This window comes from Streptomyces sp. NPDC058620, from assembly GCF_042717135.1.
In the GTDB taxonomy this organism is placed as follows: Bacteria; Actinomycetota; Actinomycetes; order Streptomycetales; family Streptomycetaceae; genus Streptomyces.
This window is the reverse complement of sequence record NZ_JBHXQO010000002.1, coordinates 192,917-216,263: the sequence shown is the minus strand read 5'-3', so window position 1 is coordinate 216,263 and position 23,347 is coordinate 192,917. Positions and strand designations below refer to the sequence as shown.

Here is a 23,347-nt window from a genome sequence, read left to right as displayed (position 1 = left end):
TGTGACGTTCCAACCTTCGTGACCCGAAACACCCCGATTGCCCCGACCCGTACCGTCCGCCCCAAGGACTCCGATTGCGCCCCATATTCCGGTCGACCGCACTCGCCCTGCTGGTCTCCGCAGCCGTAACCGGTCCCCTCTGCCTGTGGGCCGTCGCCGCCGCCCCCGCATCGGTACGGACCCCGCTGGCCTGGGGGGCGGGCTCCGCCGCCGTGCTGCTCTGCGCCGCCGTGACCGTCGCCGTCCACTCCCTGCTCACCGCACGCGGCCTGCGCGCGATGCGGGCCGCCGACGCCCAGCGGTTCACCGCCGAGACGTCACGGCTCGTCTCCTCGTCCGCCGCGGAGGCGCAGCGCTTCACCGCCGAGACCGCCCGGATCAGGGCCGCGGCCGCCACCGAGACCGCCCGGGTCAACGCCCAGGCGGCCGCCGAGACGGCCCGGGTCACCTCCGAGGCCGCCGCGGAGTGCGCCCGCCTCGGCGCCGAGGTGAAGCAGCTGACCGCCCGCGCCACCCGCAGCGAGACCGAGCGCTCCGCGGCCGTGGCCGCCTGCGCCAACGCCGCGGGACGGATGCAGGCCCTGGCCACGAGCATGCTGGCCGACCTGCGCGAGATGGAGCACCGGCACACCGCCGAGGACGTACTCGGTGATCTCCTGCACCTGGACCACCGCACCGCCCAGGCGGGCCGGCTGGCCGACTCCATCGCCGTACTGACCGGTGCGCGCTCCGGCCGCCGCTGGGCGAAGCCGATCGTGATGGAGTCGATCCTGCGTGGCGCGATGGGCCGTATCGGCAGCTACCAGCGTGTACGGCTGCACTCGACCAGCGACGTGGCGATCGCCGGGCACGCGGCCGAGGGCATCATGCACGCGCTCGCCGAACTCCTCGACAACGCGGCGAACTTCTCGCCGCCCACCGCCGAAGTGCACGTGTACGTCGAGGAGGTGCCGGCGGGCATCGTCATCACCGTCGAGGACAGCGGCCTGGTGATGAGCGATGTGCAGCTGCGCCGCGCCGAGCGTGCCGTGTCGTCCGAAAACCAGGACCTCACCGGCATCTCCGGCACCCGGCTCGGTCTCGCCGTCGTCGGCCGGCTGGCCCGTAAGCACGGCCTCACCGTGTCGTTCCGGCCGTCCGCCCGCGGCGGGACCGGCGCGCTGATGATGCTCCCGCACGAACTCATCTCCCGGGTCGCGGCCCCCGTCGCGGCCCCGGAGTTCCCCGCCCCGGTAACGGCACCGGCACCGGCACTGACACCGGCACCCGAACCCGCCCCGGAGGCCGGCGCGGACGCCGATGCGGGCGCCGCGCAGGAGCCCGCCGCAGATTCCCCGCCGCGGGAGGAGCACGGCTCCGCGTCGGAAACGACGGGCTCCCTCCCCCAGTTCGGTGAGAGCGGCCTCCCCAAACGCCGCCGCGGACGCACTCTCGCCGCCGCCGAATCCCGTACCGGCAGCGTCACTTCCGACGACGCCGACACCCCCCGGCCCCGTACCACCGACCCGAAGGTCCAGGCAGCCCGCTTCAGCACCTTCAGCAAGGCGGTACGAGCCAACTCCCCGCACCTGGAAGGCAACACCCGATGACCGCGACCACCGACGAGAAGCTCAACTGGCTGCTGGAGGGGCTGCTCGACCGCACGCCCGGCGCCCGGCACGCCCTCGTCCTGTCCCGGGACGGCCTCAAGCTGTGCCGCACCCCGGAGCTCTCCGTCGACCAGGCCGACCAGCTGGCCGCGATCTCCGCCGGTATCCAGAGCCTGTCGCACGGCGCGTCCATCGAGTTCGGTGACGGTACCGGCGGCGTACGGTCCGCGATGGCCGAGTTCTACGGCGGGGTGCTCTTCATCGTCGAGGCGGGCGCGGGTGCCCACCTCGCGGTCGTCGCCTCGGAGGACTCCGACGTCGGCCTCGTCGGCCACAACATGAGCGAGCTCGTCGAGCAGCTCGGCGAACACCTCGTCGCCCCGCCGCGCACCCCCGCCGAAGCGGCGGCGCACGCGGCGGCCGCCGAAACCGCGGACGTATGACGGCGGCGCCCCGTCGCCGCCCGGGCCGCGACGACGACCCGGACCGGCTGTACACCCTCACCGGTGGCCGCAGCCGGTCCGACTCGGCCGCCTTCGACCTGGTGACGCTCGTCGTCTCCGAATGCGAGCCGTCCCCCGGCATGCAGTCGGAGCACGTCTCCATCCTGCGGATGTGCGAACGGCCCTCCGCGGTCGTCGAGATCGCCGCGAGCCTGAACCTTCCCGTCAGCATCGTGCGCATCATGCTGTGCGATCTGCTCGACACCGGCCGGATCAGCGCCCGGCACCCCCGTACTGCCCGTGTCGCGGACCGGCTCCCCGACCCCGACATCCTGGAACAGGTGCTCGTTGGACTCCGCAACCTCTGACCGTGCCGCCCTGCAGGCCACGGCCGACAACGGACTGAAGATCGTCGTTGTCGGCGGCTTCGGGGTCGGCAAGACCACCATGGTCCGTTCCGTGAGCGAGATCCGTCCGCTCAACACGGAGGAGACCATGACCCGCGCGGGCGAGGCGGTCGACCACCTCGACGGCGTGCAGTCGAAGACGTCCACCACGGTGGCCTTCGACTTCGGCCGGATCACGCTCGACGCACGCTCGGTGCTCTATCTCTTCGGCGCGCCCGGACAGGAGCGCTTCTGGTTCCTGTGGGACCGGCTGTTCTCCGGCACCCTCGGGGCCGTCGTCCTCGTCGACACCCGGCGCCTCTCCGACTCCTGGTACGCGATCGACCGGCTGGAGCACCACGGGACGCCGTTCATCGTCGCGTGCAACGACTTCGGCGGTCCGCTCCACAGCGAGCAGCAGATACGGGAAGCCCTCGACCTCTCGGCGGACGTACCGCTCGTCGAGTGCGACGCCCGGGACCGGTCGTCCAGCAAGTACGTGCTGATCACCCTGGTCGAACACCTTCAGCAGCTGGCTGCAGCCCGCGCGCCGGAAGCGGCCCTGACGGCAGCCCCGGCCGCCATGACCCCGGAGCCCACCCCGTGAACCAGTGCCCCGTGAACCACGGCTCCGCACCCCTGCCCGTGCCACTGTCCGGCCCGCGGTTCCAGACCGACCCCGTGCAGCTGTACCGGGACATGCGCCGCGACCACGGCGCCGTCGCCCCGGTCGTCCTCGACGGGGACGTACCCGCCTGGCTGATCCTCGGCTACCGCGAGCTGCACCAGGTCACCAGCGACCCGGTGCTGTTCAGCCGGGACTCCGAGCTGTGGAACCAGTGGGACCGCATCCCGGCCGACTGGCCCCTGCTGCCGATGATCGGCCGCAAGCAGCCGTCGATCCTCTACACCGTCGGCGAACGGCACAGCCGGCGCGCGGCGATGATCAGCGAGGCTCTGGAGGGCGTGGACCCCTTCGCGCTCAAGCGGTACGCGGAGGAGTTCGCCGACGCGCTCATCGACCGGTTCTGCTCCACCGGCCGTACGGAGATCATCGCCGAGTACGCGATGCTGCTCCCCGCCCTCGTCCTCGCGAAGATCTACGGCTTCTCCAACGAGGTCGGCCAGGCGCTCGTCGGCTCGATCAACGACATGATCGACGGCCGCGAGCGGGCGCTCGCGGGGCAGACGCATCTCGCCTCGTCCATGATCCAGCTGCTGGCCGACAAGCACGCCGGGCCCGGCGAGGACGTGGCGACGCGGATGCTCGCCAACACGGACGGCTTCTCGGACGAGGAGATCGCACAGGACCTGATGGTCATGATGGCCGCGGGCCATCAGCCGACCGCCGACTGGATGGGCAACTCCCTGCGGCTGATGCTGACCGACGACCGGTTCGCCGCCTCGCTCTCGGGCGGCCGGCACAGCATCGGCGAGGCGATGAACGAAGTGCTCTGGGAGGACACGCCCACCCAGAACGTCGCGGGCCGCTGGGCCGCCCGCGAGACCCGCCTCGGCGGCCGCCACATCAAGGCCGGCGACCTGCTGCTCCTCGGCATCGCCGCCGCCAACGGTGACCCGCAGGTGCGCACCGACGGCTCGGCGCTCACCGGCGGCAACAACGCGTTCCTCTCGTTCGGTCATGGCGAGCACCGCTGTCCGTTCCCCGCGCAGGAGACCGCTGAGGTCATCGCCCGTACCGGCATCGAGGTCCTGCTCGACCGGCTGCCGGACGTCGACCTCGCGGTGGCGGAGGAGCAGCTGACCCGGCGCCCGTCCCCGTGGCTGCGCGGTCTCACGGACCTGCCGGTCCGCTTCACTCCCACGCCCGCCCTCGGAGGCCAGCAATGACCCGGATCGTCCTCGACCCCTTCGTCACCGACCTCGACGCGGAGAGCGCCGCGCTGCGTGCGGCCGGGCCGCTGGCCGAGGTCGAGCTGCCGGGCGGGGTGCACTGCTACGCCGTCACCCGCCACGCGGAGGCACGGCAGCTGCTGACCGACAGCCGGGTGGTGAAGGACATCAACGAGTGGGGCGCCTGGCAGCGCGGCGAGATACCCATGGACTGGCCGCTGATCGGTCTGGCCAACCCGGGCCGCTCCATGCTGACCGTGGACGGCACCGAGCACCGCAGGCTGCGCACGCTGGTCGCGCAGGCGCTGACGGTGAAGCGGGTGGAACGGCTGCGCGCGGGCATCGAGGCACTGACGAACGCGAGCCTGGACCGGCTCGCGGCGCTCCCCAAGGGGGAGAGCGTCGACCTGAAGGCGGAGTTCGCCTACCCGCTTCCCATGAACGTCATCAGCGAGCTGATGGGGGTGGACGCCGCCGACCACCCCCGCCTCAAGGAACTGTTCGAGATGTTCTTCTCGACGCAGACGCCGCCGGAGAAGGTCCCCCAGATGATGGCGGACCTCGGCGCCCTCTTCACGAAGATCGTGGACGAGAAGCGGGCGAACCCGGGCGACGACCTGACCAGCGCCCTGATCGCGGCCTCCGAGGACGGCGACCAGCTCTCCGACGAGGAGATCGTCAACACGCTCCAGCTGATCGTCGCGGCCGGTCACGAGACGACGATCAGCCTGATCGTCAACGTCGTGGAGGCGCTCCAGACCCATCCGGAGCAGCGCAAGCGGGTGCTGAACGGCGAGGTCGCCTGGGAGAACGTGATCGAGGAGACGCTGCGCTGGAACACGCCCACCTCGCACGTCCTAATCCGGTTCGCCACCGAGGACGTGCCGGTCGGTGACCGGGTCCTGCCGAAGGGCGAGGCGCTGATCGTCTCCTTCGGCGCGCTCGGCCGCGACGAGGAGCAGTACGGGCCGACGGCGGGCGACTTCGACATCACGCGCTCCCCCAACCGTCACATCGCCTTCGGCCACGGCCCGCACGTCTGCCCGGGTGCGGCACTGTCCCGCCTCGAAGCGGGCGTCGCGCTGCCCGCGCTGTACGAGCGATTCCCGGAGCTGGACCTCGCGGTGCCGGCCTCCGAACTCCGCAACAAGCCGATCGTCACCCAGAACGACCTGTTCGAACTCCCGGTCGACCTGGGCTGACACGGTTGCCGTCCACGAGCTGGAGCGTGTGTCTCATCCGACGGACAGGGTCCTCGACCGTCCACCGGACCGACTACGCTCCGGCTCGTGGCCGACATCCAGATCCCCGCTGACATCAAGCCCGCCGACGGACGCTTCGGCGCCGGGCCCTCCAAGGTGCGGACGGAGGCGCTCGACGCGCTGGCCGCCACCGGCACCTCCCTCCTCGGTACGTCCCACCGCCAGGCTCCGGTCAAGAACCTGGTCGGCGAGGTACGTGACGGTGTGCGCAGCCTCTTCTCCCTCCCCGAGGGGTACGAGGTCGTTCTCGGTAACGGCGGCTCCACCGCCTTCTGGGACGTCGCGACGCACGGTCTGATCGACTCGAAGTCCCAGCACCTGAACTTCGGCGAGTTCTCGTCGAAGTTCGCGAAGGCGGCCAAGCTCGCCCCGTGGCTGGCCGACCCGACCGTCATCGCCTCCGACCCGGGCACGCACCCGGACCCGCGGGCCGAGGCGGGCGTGGACGTCTACGCCTTCACCCACAACGAGACCTCGACGGGTGTCGCGGCACCCGTCAAGCGGGTCGCGGGCGCCGACGAGGGCTCCCTGGTCCTGGTGGACGCCACCTCGGGCGCGGGCGGCCTGCCCGTCGACATCACCGAGACGGACGTCTACTACTTCGCCCCGCAGAAGTCCTTCGCCTCCGACGGCGGCCTGTGGATCGCGGCCTTCTCCCCGGCAGCCCTGGACCGCGCGGCGCGCATCCACGCGTCGGGCCGCCACATCCCGGAGTTCTTCTCGCTCCCGACGGCGATCGACAACTCCCTGAAGAACCAGACGTACAACACCCCGGCCCTGGCGACGCTGTTCCTCCTGAACGAGCAGCTGAAGTGGATGAACACCCAGGGCGGCCTGGAGTTCACCACCGGCCGCACCGCGCAGTCGGCGCGGAACCTGTACGGCTGGGCTGAGGAGTCGAAGCACGCGACCCCGTTCGTCACGGACCCTGCGAAGCGCTCGCAGGTCATCGGCACGATCGACTTCGCGGACGAGATCGACGCCTCCGCGGTCGCGAAGGTACTGCGCGCCAACGGCATCGTCGACACGGAGCCGTACCGCAAGCTGGGCCGCAACCAGCTGCGCGTCGCGATGTTCCCGGCCATCGACCCGGCGGACGTCCAGGCCCTGACGGCCTGCATCGACTACGTGATCGAGAAGCTGTAGCGATCAAGCGACCCTGCTTTCGGAACGGCCCCGCACGCCTCGGCGCGCGGGGCCGTTCCCGCTTCACTCGACCGGGTGGCCCATCGCGTGCAGGACATCCAAGAGCGCCCCGTCCTACGAAGATGGCCTCGACACCAGCCATCCAGGAGGCCCGCAATGTCTGCAGCAGCAGTCGAGCACCCCTGTGACGGTGAGCCGGAATCCCTGCTCGGCAGTGCCAACCGGCTCTCGGAGCAGCTCCCCCCGGGTTACCGCGTCGAGATCATCGGAGGCGTCATCACCGTGGCCCCACCCCTGGACGGCCCGCACGCCAATGCACTGACCAGCCTCATGATTCCCTTCCTTGCCGCAGGACTCCACGGCGAGGAGTCGAAGGTCCTCCAGGGAATCGGTCTGTGGCTGCCCGGCGGACCCGAGGACTACGCCATCCCCGACCTCGCCGTCGTCGACGCCGATTTCGACGATCACCGGGCGGAGAATTCCACCTACGACCCCGCCGTCTTCCGCCTGGTCCTGGAGGTCACCTCCAGCAACTACCAGAACGACCTGCGCCACAAGGTAGCCGCCTACGCCTACGCCAAGATCCCGGTGTACGTGATCCTCGACCGCCGCCACGGCCGCGTCCATGTACTGACAGAACCCGTCGGCGGCGCCTACGACCGGCACGAGGTCTACGCCCCGGGCCAACAGGCCGTGCTCCCCGCCTCCATCGGCGCCGAAGTGACCCTCGATGTAGCCGAGTTGGTCCAGGCCGGCCGACCACGCCCGTAATCATTCGCTACCGGCACCCACCGCACCGACTGAGCCCGCCCCTCACACCCCTGCCGCCCTCGCCAGCACCTCCCGGAGCCCGGCGATCCCTGCCGCCCACTGCTCAGCTGCCCCGGCCTCGGCCCACAGCTCAGGCAGCTCGGACCGCACACCCACCACCCGGTCCAGGGCGCTCACCGCCAGGCCGCGCAGCTCGGGGGCGAGCGGCGGCACGGGTTCGTCGGGGCCGTACGGCGTGGTCACCGGCTCCCCGCCCGGACACTGCGCGGCGATCAGCGCGGCGGCGGCCACCGCCACCACGGCCTCGTCGGAGTCGAGGTACTCCTCGCGCCCCGTGCCCGTCACGGCCGTCAGCGCGTCCCTGAGCAGGGCCTCACGCTTGCCGGACGGCGCATCGTCCAGGCCGCCGCCGAAGTCGGCGGCGGTGTCGTTGTCGAAGTGACCGATGTCCCAGGTGCCCATGGCGAACTCCCCCTCAGTTGGTGGCACCATCCTCGCGCGCACCACTGACAATCGGCTTCCGTGCCAGCAGGAACGCCTGCGGGGTCTTCTCCGGGAAGTCGCTCCAGGTATCGGCCTCGCGCACTGTCCGGGCCATCATCGTCAGCCCTGCCCCGGTCAACAGGCGGGCCATCCATTCCGGTTGGCGCCGGCGGAAGTCGAGGTCGATGCCGCTCCCCCACGCATCCGTCAGGTGCAGCACCTCGTCACCCGTCTGGAACCCCAGCAGCAGATGACCTCCCGGAGCCAGCACCCGGACGAACTCGTCGAACACCTGCGGCAGTTGCTCGTCCGGCACATGGATCGTGGAGTACCAGGCCAGCAGCCCGCCCAGTCCGCCGTCCGGCAGGTCGAGGGCGAGCATCGAGCCCTCCTCGAACCTCACTCCGGGAAGGTTCCGCCGGGCCACCGCCAGCATCCCCGGCGACAGGTCGATCCCGAACGCGTCCAGCCCGAGCCCCCGCAGATGGCCCGTCACCCGTCCCGTGCCACAGCCGACATCGGCCACGGGCCCACCTCCGCCCTCCCGTACGAGTTCGGCGAACGCGGTGAGCAGCCCCCGGTCCAGCGGCTTGGCGGCCAGCTCTTCCCGGAAGCGCCTGTCGTATTCGAGGGCCATGGCGTCGTACGAGGTCCGGGTGGCGTGCAGGAAGTCAGCGTCGGTCATGGTCGCGCACCCTAGAGGTCGGGCGCGTCCACGCGCCACCGCGCCTCGCCGTCCTCCCACTCGTCGGTCGGGGACAGCCCGGCCGCCGACGCCACGGCGGCGGACGCGGCGTGACCGGGGTGGATGTGCGCGACGACCGTACGGACCTCTCCACCGTCCAGCAGGTACGCGACCAGGCCCTTCGCCGCCTCCTTGGCGTACCCCCGGCCCTGCCATCCGGTGCCGACCACCCAGGCCACCTCGGCCCGGGGACCGCGCACGGTCGCCTGCACATAACCCACGAGGCGGCCTTCGCCGCGCGCCCTGAGCACCCAGTTCCACCAGCGTTCGGCGGGGTCGGGCGATCCCGCGCTCTGGCGTTCGTACCGCGTGCGCAGGGTGTCCTCGTCCTCCGGCGCACCCCCCATGTACGTGTGCAGGGCCGGGTCGATGAGGACGGCGGCCATCTCCTGCGCGTACCCGGCCTCCAGCGGCAGCGCGTCGAGGCGTGCGGTGACGAAGGGCTCGGGCCTGTTGATCGACATGGGGCCGGAGCCTACCGACCCACCCGGTCAGCGGCTCAGCCGCTGGAACCTGTGTACGGCCAGAGGCAGGAACACCAGCGTGATCACCAGCGGCCACACCACCGCCATCAGCAGCGCGTGCTGCTCGATCCAGGTGCCCCCGTCCGCCACCGGGTTGCCGAACAGCTGACGCGTCGCCGTGGCCGTGGAGGAGATCGGGTTCCAGGCGGCGACCGTGCCCAGCCAGCCGGGCATCAGGGACGGAGCGACCAGGGCGCTGGAAATCATCGTGACCGGGAACGCGACGGCGTACAGACCGCCCGCCGCCTCCGCGTTCGGGACCATGAGCCCCAGCCAGACGCCCACCCAGATCAGGCTGAACCGCAACAGCAGAAGCAGCCCGAACGCGCCCACGGCCTCCACCGGGCTGCCGCCCGCGCGCCAGCCGATCGCCAGCGCGGTGGCCGCCAGGATCGCCAGCTCGGCGCAGGCGACCACCAGGTCCGCGGTTCCGCGCCCGGCGGCGACCGCGGAGGGGGCCATCGGCATGGAGCGGAACCGGTCGACGACGCCCTTGCCCGCGTCGGTGGCCACGACGATCGCGGTACCCATGAAGCCCATGGTCATCGTCGTGGCGAACATGCCGGGCATCAGGAACTCCCGGTAGTCGCCGCCGCCCGGCACCTTCATCGCGCTGCCGAAGACGTACCCGTACAGCAGGACGGAGAGGATCGGAAAACCGAGCTGCCAGACGATGGCGAGGGGCTGGCGCCGGTAGTGGGTGAGACTGCGCCGGGCGACGTTCCAGCAGTCGGCGACCACCCAGTAGGCCCGGCTCCGCTCCCGACCGGGAGCGGGGGCAGGGGCGGGGGCAGGGGCGGGGGCGGGCCCACGCAGTTCGTACGCGGTCATGCCGCGGCCTCCATCTCGGTGTCCGTTCCGGTTCCGCTCTCTGCGCCGTGTCCTGTCAGCCGCAGGAACACGTCGTCAAGACTCGGCCTGCGCAGCCCGATGTCCTCGACCGCGATTCCCTCGTCCTGGAGGGTGCGGGCCACCTCGGTCAGCGCGGCCACCCGGTCTGTGACCTGCGCGTGGACCCGGCGCCGCGTGCCGTCCGTCACGACGAGCCCGCCCCCGGCCACCCGGTCCACGGCCTTGACCACCGCCGGCAGATCGGCGGCCTCCGCGGCGACCACCTCGATCCGGTCACCGCCGACCCGGTTCTTCAGACCGTCGGGACTGTCGTCGGCGATGGCCCGCCCCCGGTCGATGACCGTGATGTGGGAGGCGAGCTGGTCCGCCTCGTCCAGATACTGCGTGGTGAGCAGGACCGTCGTACCCGCGGCCACGAGCGCACGCACCGCGTCCCAGACCTCGCCCCGGCCGCGCGGGTCGAGCCCGGTGGTCGGCTCGTCCAGAAACAGCACCGCCGGGGCGAGGATCATCGAGGCGGCCAGGTCGAGCCGCCGCCGCATACCGCCGCTGTAGGCGGCGACGCCCTGATCGGCGGCGTCGACGAGGTCGAACCGCTCCAGCAGCTCGGCCGCCCGCCGCCTGGCCCGTCCCCCGCCCATATGGAAGAGGCGGCCGAACATCTCCAGGTTCTGACGGCCCGTGAGCACCTCGTCGACGGCGGCGTACTGACCGGTGAGGCCGATCCTGCCCCGTACGAGCCGGGGCTCGCGCGCCACGTCGAGGCCCGCGACCTCGGCCCGGCCCTCGTCGAACCGCAGCAGGGTGGTGAGCACCCGCACGGCGGTGGTCTTCCCGGCGCCGTTCGGCCCCAGCAGACCGTGGACGGTGCCGGGGCGGACTGCCAGGTGGAATCCGTCGAGCGCCCGCTTCCCGTCGGCGCCCTTCTTCCCCCCGTACCGCTTGACGACCCCTTCGGCCCGTACGGCATATCCGGACGCGGTCATGGCTCTCCCCTCGCGAACAATCAATTGAGTACACTGTACCCAGCGGAGAGTACACCGTACCCAGTTCTTTTGCGGAGCATTACGCTGAGCCCATGACGAAGAGCGGACCCGCAGCGGCGGCAGATGGCAGCACCACGGGAAGCGGGGACATCGCCCGCAGCCTTGAGCTGCTGTGGGGCACCGGCGACCGCCCCAGCCGTGGCCCCAAACCCGGTCTCACCCTCGACCGGATCGTCTCCACCGCAGTCGCCGTCGCGGACGCCGAAGGGCTGGCCGCCCTCTCGATGCGCCGGCTCTCCACCGAGCTCGGTACCGGCACGATGTCGCTCTACCGGTACGTGCCAGGCAAGGCCGAGCTACTGGACCTGATGCTCGACCGCGTCCTGGGCGAACCCCTCGCCGCCGACACGCGAGTGCCGACGGACTGGCGGGCGGCCATCGACGTCATGGCCCGCACCTACCTGGCCGGCCTCCGCGCCCACCCATGGCTGCTCAAGGTCAACCAAGCCCGCGCGGTGCTCGGTCCCAGTGCCCTGCGGGGCCTCGACACGGCCCTGGCCGGCCTCCGGGGCATGGGTCTGCGCGACCCCGAGCTGATCGGCGTGATCATCACGGTCAACAGCTTCGTCGAGGGTCTGGCCCGGACGCAGAGTGACGCCACCGAGGCGGCCCGGCAGACCGGTCTCAGCGACGCCGCGTTCTGGGAGAGCCAGCGCCCCTACCTGGAGCGGGCCATGCTGAGCGGCGAGTATCCGCAGATGGCACAGCTGTCCGACGACGCGTTCGGCTCGGAGTTCGACCACTTCGAGTTCGGGCTCGCGCGGCTGATCGACGGCTTCGAAGCCCTCACCGAACGGCGGAGCGAGTGACGCGGCGGCCGGTCCGTGCGGCAATGGATGTATGGACACGGTTCCGGAGCTCCGCCCCTTCGTCAGGCAGTACACCGTCCTGCTCAGCAGCCGCCGGCCGGACGGATCGGCCGCCCATACCCCCGTGAGCATCGCCGTCGAGGGCGACCACGCCTACGTCGTTACGTTCTCCTCGGCGTGGAAGGTCGACCGGATGCGCAACCATCCGGTCGTCGACATCGCCCCCTGCACCGTGCGGGGCGCGCCGACGGGGCCGCCGGTCAGGGCCTGGGCGCGCCTCCTGCCGCAGGGCTCGAAGGAGAACACCCACGCGGCCAGGACGCTCTCCCGGAAATATCCGGCCCTGCACGGCGTGGTCGTCCCCCTGACCCACAGGATCAAGCGTGACCGGACGCTGCACTACGAGCTGCGCCCCGTCACGGACGACGACTGACCGGCGGGCTCAGCCGGCCCGGCGCCGCCTTCGCAGGGCCAGCGCGCCGACGGCCGCCGCGGCGACGATCACCGCGCCGAGTACGGCGCTCCCCTTCTGCCCGTCGCCGCCACTCGCACCCGGCCCTGCGGCCGCGCCGTCCCCCGGCTTCCCCGACGGCGCCGTACCGCCGTCACTCCCGCCCCCGTCCTCACCGTCCACGTCCACCCGCACCACACCGCTGCCCGTCCCCTCCGAGCCGAACATCAGCGCCGAGCCGTCCGCCGTGTACGTCACCGACTCGGCCTGCCCCTGGAACGGTGCGTCGACCCGGTGGTCGTCGCCGAGCCTGCCGTCCGCGAATGCGTACCCGCGGGCGCTGAAGTAGGACCGCAGCACCAGCTGCGTACCGTCCGGTGAGAACGCGCCGTCCGTCACCCACGGCACCTCGCCCACCCGCCGGAACACGTTGTTCCCGCCCGTGGAGAGCCGTGCGGGACCCTCGTACAGCCCGCCGCCGTCCTCGTTCTTCGAGGCGATGTAGACCCGCCCCGTCTTCGGGTGCACCATCATCGCCTCGGCGTTGCGCGCCCCGTCCGCGTACGTCACGTCGAACTGTGTCGCCCGGACCGTGGCGTTCCCCAGTCGCTTCGGCTCGGGGAAGCGGTAGATCCAGACGTGGTCCCAGGACCCGTCGAGGTTGTCGCCGATGTCACCGACGTACAGATTCCCGTCCGGCCCGATCGAGACCGCTTCGACGTCGCGGGGCTCCCCCACCCCCCGCATGGTGATCGTCGCGACGGTCTCCCCGGTCCGGGAGTCGACGGCGTAGAGGTAGGGGCCGTCCTCGCTGTCGTTGTGCGTCCAGTAGACGCCCGGGTGGATCCGGCTCGCGGCGAGGCCGCTGGACTCGGTGATGCGGGGGTCCTCGATCGTGAAGCTCTGGTCGGCTCCCCCGTCGGCCACGGCCGGGGCCGCCCCCGTCAGAACGAGCAGGAGGGCGGTCCCGGCAGCAGTCAGATACGCACGCATGGCACAAGTGTCCATCGTCACGTCGCAGGCCGGAGCGCTGATCGGCAATGATTGCGCCATGCGTTTTCTCTTCGTCGGCGACTCCATGACCATCGGGAGCTCCGGCGACTTCACCTGGCGCTACCGGATGTGGCAGCACCTGGAAGCGACGCTGCCCGGCGGCTACGCGATCGTCGGCCCCCGCACGGAGCTGTACGACACCGGGGCGAACGCCCCCGTCTCGTACGCGTACGGCGACCCCGCCTTCCCCCTCGCCGCCCGGCGGCACCTGGCCGGCTGGGGCGAGGGCTGGCTCCACATGGCTCCGGCGATCGCGCCCACGGTCGCCGCGACCCGTGCCGACGTCCTGCTCGTCTCGCTGGGCCTGATAGACCTCGGCTTCTACACGGACAGCGAACAGACCGCGGCGAACGCGAGGGCCTTCATCACGGCGGCCCGCACCGCCAACCCGCACATCAAGGCCGTGCTCCTCCCCGTGATCCCGAACATCCGGGCCGAGTCCGACGCCCCCTTCGCCGCCGAGTGCGACCTCTTCAACGTGCTCCTCGCGAAGGCGGTCGCCGACCTCGACGAGCCGACCTCCCCCGTCCTGCTGGCCTCGCGCCCGACGGCGTACGACATCCACGAGGACACGTACGACGGCACGCACCCCGGCCCGACCGGCGAACACAAACTGGCCGCCGCCTTCGCGGACGCGATGCACCAGGCGTGGGGCGTCGGCGGCCCCTACTCGACCGGGTAACAGGCCCCCGGAGCCGCACAATTCGCCTCCGGCCCTCCCCGCGGCCGACGGCGCGAGGTTCGAGGGCCCGGTGCAGGGCAGCGGCACGCGGCACAACACGCACAACCGGCAGGGCGGCGGGGACAGATGGGCGCCCCGCCGAGTCCCGCGCGAACGCGGCGTCCCCGCCGGGCCCGCCGGAAGAGCCGAACGAGCGCGACGGGGACGCCCGCTGGGCCCCCGCCCTACTCCGCCGTCAGCAGCGTCAGCGCCAGGTACGTCAGTTCCCCGGACACGTCCTCCGGCCTCGCCCGGCGGGGGCGGCGGCTGTGGTGGGCCATGAGTTCCAGGATCGTGTTGACCATCACGATGACGTCCGCCCTGTGGTCCGTGTTGACCGCCTCACCCCGCCACACGGCCCGTTCCGTCGCGGCGGCGTAGAACTCGACCCAGGTCTCCCGCCAGCGCCGGCAGTGTTCGTCCACGGCCGGGCTGACCCCCAGCACCTCGACGAACGCCACCCGCGCCTCGCGCGGATCCCGCGTCACGGCGTCGACGTACGCGTCGAAGAGCCGCCGCACCCGTGCCTGCGGCGTGCACTCGTCGATGTCCTCGGCGAGTTGGACGTTCTCCGCCGCACGCATCCCGTTCGTCGACACCCGGTTGTGCAGCGCGATCAGCAGTCCTTCGAGGGAGTCGTACTCCTGCCGGAACACCGCTTCCGGCACCCCGGCCTCCTCGCACAGGGCATCCACGGTCGTATGCGCGTACCCGTACATCCCGAACAACTCCAGCCCGGCTTCGAGCAGTTGTTCGCGAACGCGTGCCCGAAATCGGTCCCCCGATGCTCCGGTTCGCTGCTCCACCTTGGTGTCCGTCACCGATCCTCCTCAGGTCAGGGGCACAGCAGAGGGGTTTCCCTCACCTCTGCCATCGATGCCGAGCCATTCTCCTCGCCCGAGGGACAAGTCCACCAATCCGCCACACCGACGGCGTATCGAACCCGCTCCATTCACGCCCCTCAGGCCCCGTCACTGAGCACGTACGGAGTGACGTGCTCACGGCCACGTCGTTAGCCGACCATGAACAAGCTCCCCGCCGCTGTCGCGGCCGTTCTTCTCGGCATCGGCCTGGCCGGTACTGCCCACGCCTCCTCCACCCCGGCACCCGCACCCGCAGACGCCACCTCCGGTGCACCCGTCGCCGTCGAGGAATCCGAGCTCACCCTGGCCGTCAGCGGGTCCCAGGGGACGTGGACCCGTGCCGTCGTCCTCACCTGTCCCGCCGCCGATCCCGGCCACCCCGAGCCGACGGCCGCGTGCGCCGAGCTGGCCGAGGCGGGCGGGGACTTCGATGCGCTGCCCGGCGACCGGCACCAGTGCACGAAGGAGTACGACCCGGTCACCGCCGAGGCGAGCGGCACCTACCAGGGCCGCCCCGTGTCCTGGAGCAGGACCTATCCCAATGCCTGTGTGCTGGACTCCGCCACCGGGACCGTGTTCCGCTTCTGACGGCGGACAGGGCGCGGGCAGCAGCTCAGAGTCCCGCCAGCCGCTCCCCGCACTCGGCGCAGAACTTCGGCGCCGCGCCCTCCGCCACCCGGCCGCACGACGGACAGACCCGGTCGAGCAGACAGGGAGCCTCCCCTCCCTCGGCCACGGCCGGGGCGGGAGCCGCAGCCCTGTCCCTGGCCGCGGCCGGAGCCGTGATCGACAGGCCGGGGCGGCGGCGGTGGACCGTCAGGTACGACAGCCCCGCCGGGCCCGCCGCCAGGGAACGGCGGGAGGTGCGGGGCAGCCAGGTCACCGTCGTCGGGGTGAGGTCCAGGGCGGTGTCCCGACCCGTCGTGAGACGACCGGAGCCCGCGAGGACGACCAGAAGAACGTCCAGGGTGTCCTCCTGGTGCTCGGCCACCTCCGCATCCGCCGGCAGGTGCACCAGGTTGGCGTCCAGTTCGCGTCCCGGTTCGGCCAGTTGCCACACGGAGCCGCGGTCTCCCGGGGCGAGGGAGGCGAGTACGCCGTCGAGGACGGCCAGGACGTGCGGGGTCGCGTTCACGGCGTCCAGGCTACGCCGGGAGCACCCGAAAGCGGTTGCCGTGCCCCGCGCCCTCCCGGATGATCGCTTGCCGTGACTACCACCGAACCTCCTCGCCCCGTCGCTCTGATCACCGGCGTGGGACGTACCGTCGGCATCGGGGCCGGGATCGCGCAGCGGCTGGCCGCCTCGGGCTGGGACATCGCCTTCACCTACTGGACGCCCTACGACAAGCGCATGGCGTGGGGCCTCGAAGAGGGCGCCCCGGAAGCCGTGTCCGGCGCGCTGGCCAAGTCCGGGGCGCGGTCCACCGCCATCGAGGCGGATCTCTCGGACCCCGACGCCCCGTCCAGGATCTTCGACGAGGCGGAGCGCCGTCTCGGACCGGTCACCGCCCTCGTCCTCAGTCACGCCGAATCCGTCGATTCGGGGCTGCTGGACACCACCGTCGAGAGCTTCGACCGCCACTTCGCCGTCAACGCCCGCGCCACCTGGCTGCTGATCCGCGAGTACGGGCTCCGCTTCCGCGCCAGCACCGGCACCGGGAGCGTGACCGGCCGGATCGTCGCGCTCACCAGTGACCACACCGTCGGCAACCTCCCGTACGGGGCGAGCAAGGGCGCACTGGACCGGATCACTCTGGCCGCCGCCCACGAGCTCGCCCATCTCGGGGTCACCGCCAACGTCATCAACCCCGGCCCGGTGGACACCGGGTGGATGTCGGATGAGGTCCGGGAAGCCTGTCGCGCGTCCACGCCGCTCGGTCGCCTCGGCACTCCCCAGGACACCGCCCACCTCGTGGACTTCCTGTGCTCGCCGCAGGGCCAGTGGGTCAACGGCCAGTTGCTGAAGAGCAACGGCGGTTCCGCGCCGTAGGGATGCCGAGGCGTCCGGCGAGCGGGCGGTCCGAGGAACTCCGCGGAACGCCAGGGCCGTTCGGGTCGTTGCCGAATCGCAAGTCGTCGTAGGGCCTGCCGGTTTGGACAAACGTCTAGTGTGGCGTGATCCACGGAGTGCACAGGGGGGTCGTATGCCCGAGGAAGACATGCCCGGCGGCGGTGCGGACGACGGTTCCGCCAGCGGTTCCGACGGCTGGGCCGACGCCAGGCCGGGGCAGGCGCCGCCCGAGACGGCTCGGCACACGGGTCCTCCCGCGCCGGGCATGGTGATCAACGACCGCTACGAGCTGCTGACGCCGATCGGCCACGGCGGGATGGGTGAGGTCTGGAGGGCCCTGGACACGAAGCTCCGCCGTTTCGTCGCCCTCAAGGGACTCCTCGACCGGACTGCCATGACCGGCACCTCGCAGGCCGAGGCGATGGCGCGGGCCCGCCGCGAGGCGCAGGCCATCGCCAAGATCGAGCACCAGAACGTGGTGACGGTCCACGACCAGGTGGAGACCGACCGCCAGGTGTGGATCGTGATGAAGCTGCTCGACGCCAGGAGCCTGGCGGACCTGCTGCGGAGCGAGGAGACGCTCACCGTGCCGAGGGCGGCACGCATCGCCCTCCAGATCCTCCAGGGCCTGCGTGCGGTGCACGCGGCGGACGTCGTCCACCGGGACGTGAAGCCGCACAACGTGGTCGTCGGCGACGGTGGGCAGGCCATCCTGGTGGACTTCGGCATCGCCACGTTCGACGGCGCTCTGGCCGTCACACAGGCGGGGGCGGTCATCGGCACCCCGGAGTATCTGGCGCCCGAGCTCTTCGACTCCTCGGCACCCGCGTCCCGTACGGCCACGCCCGCCTCTGACCTGTGGGCACTGGGCGTCACGCTGTACGAGATGGTCGAGGGCCACACGCCCTTCCGCGGCCTGAACCAGTGGGAAGTGCAGGTGGCCATCGATACGTCGCCGGTGCCGCCCTTCCAGTACGCCGGTCCGCTGGCACCCGTCATCGAGGGCCTGCTGGCCCGGGACCCGCAGCGGCGCCTGAGCGCGTCCGCGGCCGAGGCGATGCTTCAGCAGGTCCTCGACCCGCGGCCGACGACGGGGGTCACCACGCCCGCCCCCGTACCGGAGCCGGAGCCGGAGCCCGTCCACGAGCCCCACCCGACCCGCTCGCCCCGCTCACCCCGCTCAGCCCCGCTCAAGGCGGGGGCCCTGGCGCTGGGCGTCGTGCTGCTGGCCGGTGCGGGCTGGTTCACGCTGTCCGGCGAGGAACCGGACGAGAAGGGCGGCGAGCGGGCCGGAACGGGCCAGGGCAGCACGAAGGAGCGGTGGAAGGACACCCACCCCCTCCTGAAGATCGGCGTCAAGGACGACCAGCCGGGGCTGAGCAAGTTCGACGAGAAGACGCGCACGTACGCGGGTTACGACATCGACCTGGCCTACGAGATCGCCGAGCGCATGGGGTACGCGCGCGACGAGGTCGACTTCACGACCGTCGCCACCGACTACCGGAGCACCGCTCTGAAGGTCAAACTCGTGGACCTCGTCATCGCCTCGTACAGCATCACCCCCGAGCGTAAGACCGCGCCGCCCACGGGATACAGCGTCGACTTCGCGGGCCCGTACTACGAGGCGAGCCGGGGATTCCTGGTGCGGGAGAATTCGAGCAGATACGAGATCAACGACACCAGCGACCTCGAGACGCTGAAGGTCGAGGTGTGCACCGCCCGGGACTCCACGTACGAGTCGTGGCTGCCCAAAGCCGGGTTCAAGCTGGTGAAGTCGCCGCCCAACACCTACCAGGACTGTTTGGACAAGCTCCTGGACAAGTCGTCGGACGTCTACGCGGTGGCCACGGACGACGTGATCCTCGCCGGGTACGTGAAGGACAACCCGGGCAAGGTGCGCCAGTTGGAGAACGTCGGGGGTGCCGAGGGGTACGGCGTGGGCATGCGCCCCAAGTCGCCGCTCCTGAAGGGCGAGGTCTGCACCTCCCTGAAGGACATCCTGGCCGGCCAGGTCTGGCAGGACCTGTACCGGAAGAACCTCTCACCGCTCACGGGCCGCGAGAACCCGCCCGGCCTGCCGGACCTGACCGAGTGCAAGGGCTACTGATCCATGGACCGCGAGCCGGACGAGAAGTACCCGCCCATCGAGCCGTACGACCAGGGCATGCTCGACGTCGGCGACGGCAACCTCGTCCACTGGGAGGTCTGCGGCAACCCCGCCGGAAAGCCCGCGCTCGTCGTCCACGGCGGCCCGGGCTCGGGGTGCTCCCCCCGGCCGCGGCAGTACTTCGACCCGGAGCGGTACCGGGTCGTCCTCTTCGACCAGCGCAACTGCGGCCGCTCCACCCCGCACGCGAGCGACCCGGCCGCCGACATGAGCTTCAACACCACCGGCCATCTGATCGACGACATGGAGCGCCTGCGCATCCACCTCGGGATCGATGCATGGCTTCTGTACGGGGGTTCCTGGGGCTCCACGCTGATCCTGGCGTACGCCGAGCAGCATCCGGAACGCGTCTCGGAGATCGTGATCCCGGCGGTGACGACGACCCGCCGCAGCGAGATCGACTGGCTGTACCGGGGCGTGGGTGCCCTATTCCCGGAGGCGTGGGACCTGTTCCGGGCGGGCGTACCGGAGGCCGCCGGCCCCGGCGATCTCGTCGCCGCGTACGCGCGCAGGATGGAGAGCCCCGACCCGGACGTACGGGCGAGGGCGACGGCCGACTGGTGCGCCTGGGAGGACGCGGTGCTGTCCCAGGAGACGTACACGGGCCCTCCCCCGTACAGCGGCCGCCCGGGCCACGCGCAGACGGCGCTCGTCCGGATCTGCTCCCACTACTTCTCGCACGGCGCCTGGCTGGAGGAGGGCCGGCTGATCCGCGAGGCGGGCCGCCTGGCCGGCATCCCCGGCGTCCTGATCCACGGCCGTTTCGACCTGGGCAGCCCCCTGATCACGGCCTGGGAACTGGCCAGGGCATGGCCGGACGCCGAACTGACGGTCATCGACGACGCGGGCCACCTGGGCGGAGCGGCGACCAGCCGGGCGGTGCTGTCGGCGCTGGACCGGTTCGCGCGATAGGCGTAACCGGTCAACGTGCCACCACCGCCTCTTGCTTCGAGCGCGCTCGAAGGCGTTGGCTTGGGGGTCATGAAGTACACGCAGCTCGGACGCACGGGACTCAAGGTCAGCAGGCTCGTCCTCGGGACGATGAACTTCGGACCGCAGACCAACGAGTCCGACAGTCACGCGATCATGGACTCCGCCCTGGAGGCAGGGGTCAACTTCTTCGACACCGCGAACGTCTACGGGTGGGGGGAGAACAAGGGGCGCACCGAAGAGATCCTCGGTACCTGGTTCGCCGAGGGCGGTGACCGCCGCGACAAGGTCGTCCTCGCCACCAAGGTCTACGGCAACATGGCCGCCGACGGGGACGCCTGGCCGAACCACGACAAGCTCTCCGCGCTCAACATCCGCCGGTCCGTGGAGGCCAGCCTCAAGCGGCTCCAGACGGACCACATCGACCTCTACCAGTTCCACCACATCGACCGGTCGACCCCGGTCGAGGAGATCTGGCAGGCCATCGACGTACTGATCCAGCAGGGCAAGATCCTGTACGCGGGCTCGTCCAACTTCCCAGGGTGGGGAATCGCCCAGGCGAACGAGACGGCCAGGCGGATCGGTTCGTACGGTCTGGTCAGCGAGCAGTGCATCTACAACCTGATGCAGCGCGGTGCCGAGATGGAGGTCATCCCGGCCGCGCAGGAGTACGGCCTCGGTGTCATCCCGTGGTCGCCGCTGCACGGCGGGCTCCTCGGCGGCGCGATCCGCAAGGAGCGCGAGGGCGGCGGCGCCCGGTCCACCTCGGGCCGCTCGGGTGAGGCGCTGGCCGATCCGAAGGTGCGGGCGCAGATCCAGGCGTACGAGGATCTGCTGGACAAGCACGGCCTCGAGCCCGGCGAGGTGGGTCTGGCCTGGCTGCTGACGCGGCCGGGCGTCACCGGGCCGATCAGCGGCCCGCGCACACAGGAGCAGCTCGACTCCGCACTGCGCGCGGTCGAGCTGGAGCTTCCGGACGAGGTGCTGGCCTCACTGGAAGAGATCTTCCCGGGCCCGGGGCCGTCCCCGGAGAACTTCGCCTGGTAGCCGGATCAGCCGGCAGCCGTGGCGGCCGTCGTCATCCTCCGACGGCGGCCGCCACGGCCACGACGAGGAACATGAGCACGAGCACGGCGGCCATGATGCGGTTTCTGGTCTTCGGGTCCACCCGTCGAGCGTAACCGCACCGCTCAGCGTCCCAGTGGCCAGGCCCGCACGACCTCGTAGCGCGGCTGCTCCCCCGGCACCCCGTCCACGGGCAGCCGGCTGCGGACGAGGCTCAGCTCGTCCGCCTCCCAGCGCATCCCCTCGAAGCCGTCGAGCGCGGCGGTGTACGGGGTCAGGTCGACCGAAACCCGGCTGCGGGCGAGCGTCAGGTGCGCGGTGTAGCGGCGGTGCTCCTCCATCGGCACCCCGGACCTCCGGGCCGCCGCGTCGGCGCGCTCGGCCAGCAGCCGCAGGGTGTCGAGCCCGCCCGCGGCCCCGGCCCACAGCGCCCGCCCGTCGAACCGTCCGGCCCCGTGGACGCGCAGCGGGAAGGGGTCGGTGCGGTGGGCGGCGCGCTCCATCCGCCGGTACAGCTCGGGCAGCAGCTCCTCGTCCACCTCGCCGAGGAAGGCGAGCGTGTAGTGCCAGCTCTCCCGGGCGGTCCAGCGAAGGGTGAGGGCCCCGGGGAGGGCCCGGACCGGGGCGACGGCCCGGTGCAGCTCCTCGACGGCCTCGGCGGGCGGCAGGACGGCGGCGAACAGTCTCATGCGCGGAGTCTGGCAGCCGCGGCGCGCCCCGTTCCCCGCATACGCGGAACCGCCCTCCTCCCGGACGGGAAGAGGGCGGTTCCGGGTGGTCACGCCGCTGTCGCCAGCTGCTCGCGCGGGACGAACCGTACGTGCGGGTGGCCCGGGCGCAGGTCGACCTTCAGGCGCAGGCCGCCGACACGGGCCAGGGCGAGGCCCACACCCAGGGCGGCGAGCAGCGAGAACACGCCGCCGGCCGCCATGCCCGTCCGGACACCGTAGGCGTCGCTGATCCAGCCGACGATCGGGGCGCCCACCGGCGTACCCCCGGCGAACACCATCATGTAGAGGCTCATCACCCGGCCGCGCATCTCCGGATCGGCGGCCATCTGGACGCTCGTGTTCGCGGTGATGTTGGTCGTCAGGCCGAGCATGCCGATCGGGACCAGCAGCAGCGAGAACATCCAGACGGACGGGGACAGGGACGCGGTGATCAGCAGGAGACCGAACGCGCTGCCCGCGACCACCAGCATCCGCAGCCGTGTGGAGCGGCGGCGGGCGGCGAGGAGCGCTCCGGCGAGGGAGCCCAGCGCCATCAGGATGTTGAAGAACGAGTACATCCCGGCGCCGCCGTGGAAGATCTCGTCCGCGAAGGCCGTCAGCCAGATCGGGAAGTTGAAGCCGAACGTGCCGACGAAGCCGACCAGGACGATCGGCCAGATCAGCTCCGGGCGGCCCGAGACGTAGCGCAGGCCCTCCCTCAGCTGACCCTTGGCACGGGGCACCGTCACCGAGGCGTGCATCTCGCTCGCCCGCATCATCAGCAGGCAGACGAGCGGGGCGAGGAACGAGAGCCCGTTGAACACGAAGGCCCAGCCGCTGCCGACCGTCGTGATCAGGACACCCGCGACGGCGGGGCCGATCAGCCGGGCGGACTGGAAGTTCGCGGAGTTGAGACTGACCGCGTTGCGCAGCTGCGCGGGGCCGACCATCTCGGAGACGAACGACTGGCGGGCCGGGTTGTCGACCACGGTGACCATGCCGAGCAGGAAGGCGATCAGATAGACGTGCCAGACCTCGACGGCGCCCGAGAGTGTGAGGGCGGCCAGCGCGAGGCCGCACAGGCCGAGCATGGCCTGGCTGACGAGCAGGATCTGCTTCTTCGGGAGGCGGTCGGCTATGACACCGCCGTACAGACCGAAGAGGAGCATCGGGAGGAACTGCAGCGCCGTCGTGATGCCGACGGCGGTCGCGGACCCGGTGAGGCTCAGGACGAGCCAGTCCTGCGTGATGCGGGACATCCAGGTACCGGTGTTGGAGATCACGGCGCCCGTGGCGAACAGGCGGTAGTTACGGATCTTCAGCGACGAGAAGGTCCCGCCGGTCTTGCTCTCGTGGGTGGAAGTCGGTGCGGGGGCGGAGTCTGCTCCGGATCCCGTACTCAAAAGGGTTCGCCTCCTCGGGCGTAGACGGCGTACTGCGTGACGGGGACGTGACGACGGGCGCTC

Annotated in this window: 26 protein-coding genes; 16 read left to right on the top strand and 10 right to left on the bottom strand. The window is 71.3% G+C overall.

Features of this window, described 5'->3' with window-relative positions:
• The first annotated feature begins 74 nt into the window (after nucleotides 1-74).
• The 8 genes from ACFWSK_RS03435 to ACFWSK_RS03400 all read left to right on the top strand — a co-directional run bounded on the left by ACFWSK_RS03435 (nucleotide 75) and on the right by ACFWSK_RS03400 (nucleotide 7,451).
• A complete protein-coding gene (locus ACFWSK_RS03435) occupies nucleotides 75-1,589 on the top strand; it encodes a sensor histidine kinase (RefSeq protein ID WP_383781338.1) in 1,515 nt (504 codons plus the stop codon).
• Nucleotides 1,586-2,032 (top strand): roadblock/LC7 domain-containing protein, encoded by a 447-nt coding sequence (locus tag ACFWSK_RS03430; RefSeq protein WP_185299247.1) that lies wholly within the window; start codon nucleotides 1,586-1,588, stop codon nucleotides 2,030-2,032. The genes ACFWSK_RS03435 and ACFWSK_RS03430 overlap by 4 nt, the downstream gene beginning before the upstream one ends.
• The gene (locus tag ACFWSK_RS03425; protein ID WP_383781336.1) at nucleotides 2,029-2,400 is read left to right on the top strand and encodes a DUF742 domain-containing protein; all 372 of its coding nucleotides are present in this window, start codon (nucleotides 2,029-2,031) and stop codon (nucleotides 2,398-2,400) included. Before ACFWSK_RS03430 ends, ACFWSK_RS03425 begins: the two co-directional genes overlap by 4 nt.
• Nucleotides 2,381-3,025, top strand: a complete 645-nt coding sequence (locus ACFWSK_RS03420) for an ATP/GTP-binding protein (protein ID WP_383781334.1) — start codon at nucleotides 2,381-2,383, stop codon at nucleotides 3,023-3,025. Before ACFWSK_RS03425 ends, ACFWSK_RS03420 begins: the two co-directional genes overlap by 20 nt.
• A complete protein-coding gene (locus ACFWSK_RS03415; RefSeq protein ID WP_383781332.1) occupies nucleotides 3,022-4,269 on the top strand; it encodes a cytochrome P450 in 1,248 nt (415 codons plus the stop codon). Before ACFWSK_RS03420 ends, ACFWSK_RS03415 begins: the two co-directional genes overlap by 4 nt.
• Nucleotides 4,266-5,474: a cytochrome P450 gene (locus ACFWSK_RS03410; protein WP_383781329.1), complete on the top strand. Its 1,209-nt coding sequence runs from the start codon at nucleotides 4,266-4,268 to the stop codon at nucleotides 5,472-5,474. Before ACFWSK_RS03415 ends, ACFWSK_RS03410 begins: the two co-directional genes overlap by 4 nt.
• An 87-nt stretch (nucleotides 5,475-5,561) precedes the next feature.
• Nucleotides 5,562-6,680: a phosphoserine transaminase gene (serC, locus tag ACFWSK_RS03405; RefSeq protein WP_383781326.1), complete on the top strand. Its 1,119-nt coding sequence runs from the start codon at nucleotides 5,562-5,564 to the stop codon at nucleotides 6,678-6,680.
• 156 nt (nucleotides 6,681-6,836) lie between these two features.
• A complete protein-coding gene (locus tag ACFWSK_RS03400; protein WP_383781322.1) occupies nucleotides 6,837-7,451 on the top strand; it encodes a Uma2 family endonuclease in 615 nt (204 codons plus the stop codon).
• A 42-nt stretch (nucleotides 7,452-7,493) separates the two neighbouring features.
• Here ACFWSK_RS03400 and ACFWSK_RS03395 read toward each other — a convergent pair whose 3' ends face one another.
• The 5 genes from ACFWSK_RS03395 to ACFWSK_RS03375 are packed head-to-tail and all read right to left on the bottom strand — an operon-like array spanning nucleotide 7,494 to nucleotide 11,041.
• Complete coding sequence (locus ACFWSK_RS03395) at nucleotides 7,494-7,913, bottom strand: DUF4259 domain-containing protein (protein ID WP_383781319.1); 420 nt, start codon at nucleotides 7,911-7,913, stop codon at nucleotides 7,494-7,496.
• A gap of 13 nt (nucleotides 7,914-7,926) precedes the next feature.
• Nucleotides 7,927-8,619: a class I SAM-dependent DNA methyltransferase gene (locus ACFWSK_RS03390; RefSeq protein ID WP_383781316.1), complete on the bottom strand. Its 693-nt coding sequence runs from the start codon at nucleotides 8,617-8,619 to the stop codon at nucleotides 7,927-7,929.
• 11 nt (nucleotides 8,620-8,630) lie between these two features.
• A complete protein-coding gene (locus ACFWSK_RS03385) occupies nucleotides 8,631-9,143 on the bottom strand; it encodes a GNAT family N-acetyltransferase (RefSeq protein ID WP_383781313.1) in 513 nt (170 codons plus the stop codon).
• A gap of 27 nt (nucleotides 9,144-9,170) precedes the next feature.
• Nucleotides 9,171-10,034 (bottom strand): ABC transporter permease, encoded by an 864-nt coding sequence (locus ACFWSK_RS03380; protein ID WP_383781310.1) that lies wholly within the window; start codon nucleotides 10,032-10,034, stop codon nucleotides 9,171-9,173.
• The gene (locus tag ACFWSK_RS03375; protein WP_383781308.1) at nucleotides 10,031-11,041 is read right to left on the bottom strand and encodes an ATP-binding cassette domain-containing protein; all 1,011 of its coding nucleotides are present in this window, start codon (nucleotides 11,039-11,041) and stop codon (nucleotides 10,031-10,033) included. Before ACFWSK_RS03375 ends, ACFWSK_RS03380 begins: the two co-directional genes overlap by 4 nt.
• A 92-nt stretch (nucleotides 11,042-11,133) precedes the next feature.
• Here ACFWSK_RS03375 and ACFWSK_RS03370 point away from each other — a divergent pair, with 92 nt between their 5' ends.
• Both ACFWSK_RS03370 and ACFWSK_RS03365 read left to right on the top strand, forming a co-directional pair.
• Nucleotides 11,134-11,910 carry a TetR/AcrR family transcriptional regulator gene (locus tag ACFWSK_RS03370; RefSeq protein WP_383781305.1) on the top strand — a complete coding sequence of 259 codons (777 nt, stop codon included), beginning with the start codon at nucleotides 11,134-11,136 and terminating at the stop codon, nucleotides 11,908-11,910.
• Nucleotides 11,911-11,941: 31 nt separating this feature from the next.
• Nucleotides 11,942-12,343 carry a PPOX class F420-dependent oxidoreductase gene (locus ACFWSK_RS03365; protein WP_383781302.1) on the top strand — a complete coding sequence of 134 codons (402 nt, stop codon included), beginning with the start codon at nucleotides 11,942-11,944 and terminating at the stop codon, nucleotides 12,341-12,343.
• Between the two features lie 9 nt (nucleotides 12,344-12,352).
• Here ACFWSK_RS03365 and ACFWSK_RS03360 read toward each other — a convergent pair whose 3' ends face one another.
• Entirely contained in the window at nucleotides 12,353-13,354 is a 1,002-nt protein-coding gene (locus tag ACFWSK_RS03360; RefSeq protein WP_383781299.1) for a WD40 repeat domain-containing protein, read from the bottom strand.
• On the opposite strand from ACFWSK_RS03360, the gene ACFWSK_RS03355 reads away from it, so the two are divergent.
• Nucleotides 13,353-14,096: a GDSL-type esterase/lipase family protein gene (locus tag ACFWSK_RS03355; RefSeq protein WP_383781297.1), complete on the top strand. Its 744-nt coding sequence runs from the start codon at nucleotides 13,353-13,355 to the stop codon at nucleotides 14,094-14,096. The genes ACFWSK_RS03360 and ACFWSK_RS03355 overlap by 2 nt on opposite strands.
• A 224-nt stretch (nucleotides 14,097-14,320) precedes the next feature.
• Here ACFWSK_RS03355 and ACFWSK_RS03350 read toward each other — a convergent pair whose 3' ends face one another.
• Entirely contained in the window at nucleotides 14,321-14,956 is a 636-nt protein-coding gene (locus ACFWSK_RS03350; RefSeq protein ID WP_383781295.1) for a TetR/AcrR family transcriptional regulator, read from the bottom strand.
• 201 nt (nucleotides 14,957-15,157) lie between these two features.
• Here ACFWSK_RS03350 and ACFWSK_RS03345 point away from each other — a divergent pair, with 201 nt between their 5' ends.
• Nucleotides 15,158-15,586: an SSI family serine proteinase inhibitor gene (locus ACFWSK_RS03345; RefSeq protein ID WP_383781292.1), complete on the top strand. Its 429-nt coding sequence runs from the start codon at nucleotides 15,158-15,160 to the stop codon at nucleotides 15,584-15,586.
• Between the two features lie 25 nt (nucleotides 15,587-15,611).
• Here the strand turns inward: ACFWSK_RS03345 and ACFWSK_RS03340 are convergent, their stop codons facing one another.
• Nucleotides 15,612-16,133 (bottom strand): hypothetical protein, encoded by a 522-nt coding sequence (locus ACFWSK_RS03340; RefSeq protein ID WP_383781290.1) that lies wholly within the window; start codon nucleotides 16,131-16,133, stop codon nucleotides 15,612-15,614.
• A 72-nt stretch (nucleotides 16,134-16,205) separates the two neighbouring features.
• Between ACFWSK_RS03340 and ACFWSK_RS03335 the strand changes: the two genes are divergently transcribed.
• The 4 genes from ACFWSK_RS03335 to ACFWSK_RS03320 all read left to right on the top strand — a co-directional run bounded on the left by ACFWSK_RS03335 (nucleotide 16,206) and on the right by ACFWSK_RS03320 (nucleotide 21,153).
• A complete protein-coding gene (locus tag ACFWSK_RS03335; RefSeq protein WP_383781287.1) occupies nucleotides 16,206-16,988 on the top strand; it encodes an SDR family oxidoreductase in 783 nt (260 codons plus the stop codon).
• A 154-nt stretch (nucleotides 16,989-17,142) separates the two neighbouring features.
• Nucleotides 17,143-19,116 carry a serine/threonine-protein kinase gene (locus tag ACFWSK_RS03330; protein WP_383781285.1) on the top strand — a complete coding sequence of 658 codons (1,974 nt, stop codon included), beginning with the start codon at nucleotides 17,143-17,145 and terminating at the stop codon, nucleotides 19,114-19,116.
• A 3-nt stretch (nucleotides 19,117-19,119) separates the two neighbouring features.
• A complete protein-coding gene (pip, locus tag ACFWSK_RS03325; RefSeq protein WP_383781283.1) occupies nucleotides 19,120-20,088 on the top strand; it encodes a prolyl aminopeptidase in 969 nt (322 codons plus the stop codon).
• A gap of 69 nt (nucleotides 20,089-20,157) precedes the next feature.
• Complete coding sequence (locus tag ACFWSK_RS03320; RefSeq protein ID WP_383781280.1) at nucleotides 20,158-21,153, top strand: aldo/keto reductase; 996 nt, start codon at nucleotides 20,158-20,160, stop codon at nucleotides 21,151-21,153.
• Nucleotides 21,154-21,296: 143 nt separating this feature from the next.
• Here ACFWSK_RS03320 and thpR read toward each other — a convergent pair whose 3' ends face one another.
• A complete protein-coding gene (thpR, locus tag ACFWSK_RS03315) occupies nucleotides 21,297-21,860 on the bottom strand; it encodes an RNA 2',3'-cyclic phosphodiesterase (RefSeq protein ID WP_383781277.1) in 564 nt (187 codons plus the stop codon).
• A gap of 89 nt (nucleotides 21,861-21,949) precedes the next feature.
• Entirely contained in the window at nucleotides 21,950-23,284 is a 1,335-nt protein-coding gene (locus ACFWSK_RS03310; protein ID WP_383781275.1) for an MFS transporter, read from the bottom strand.
• Between the last annotated feature and the right edge of the window lie 63 nt (nucleotides 23,285-23,347).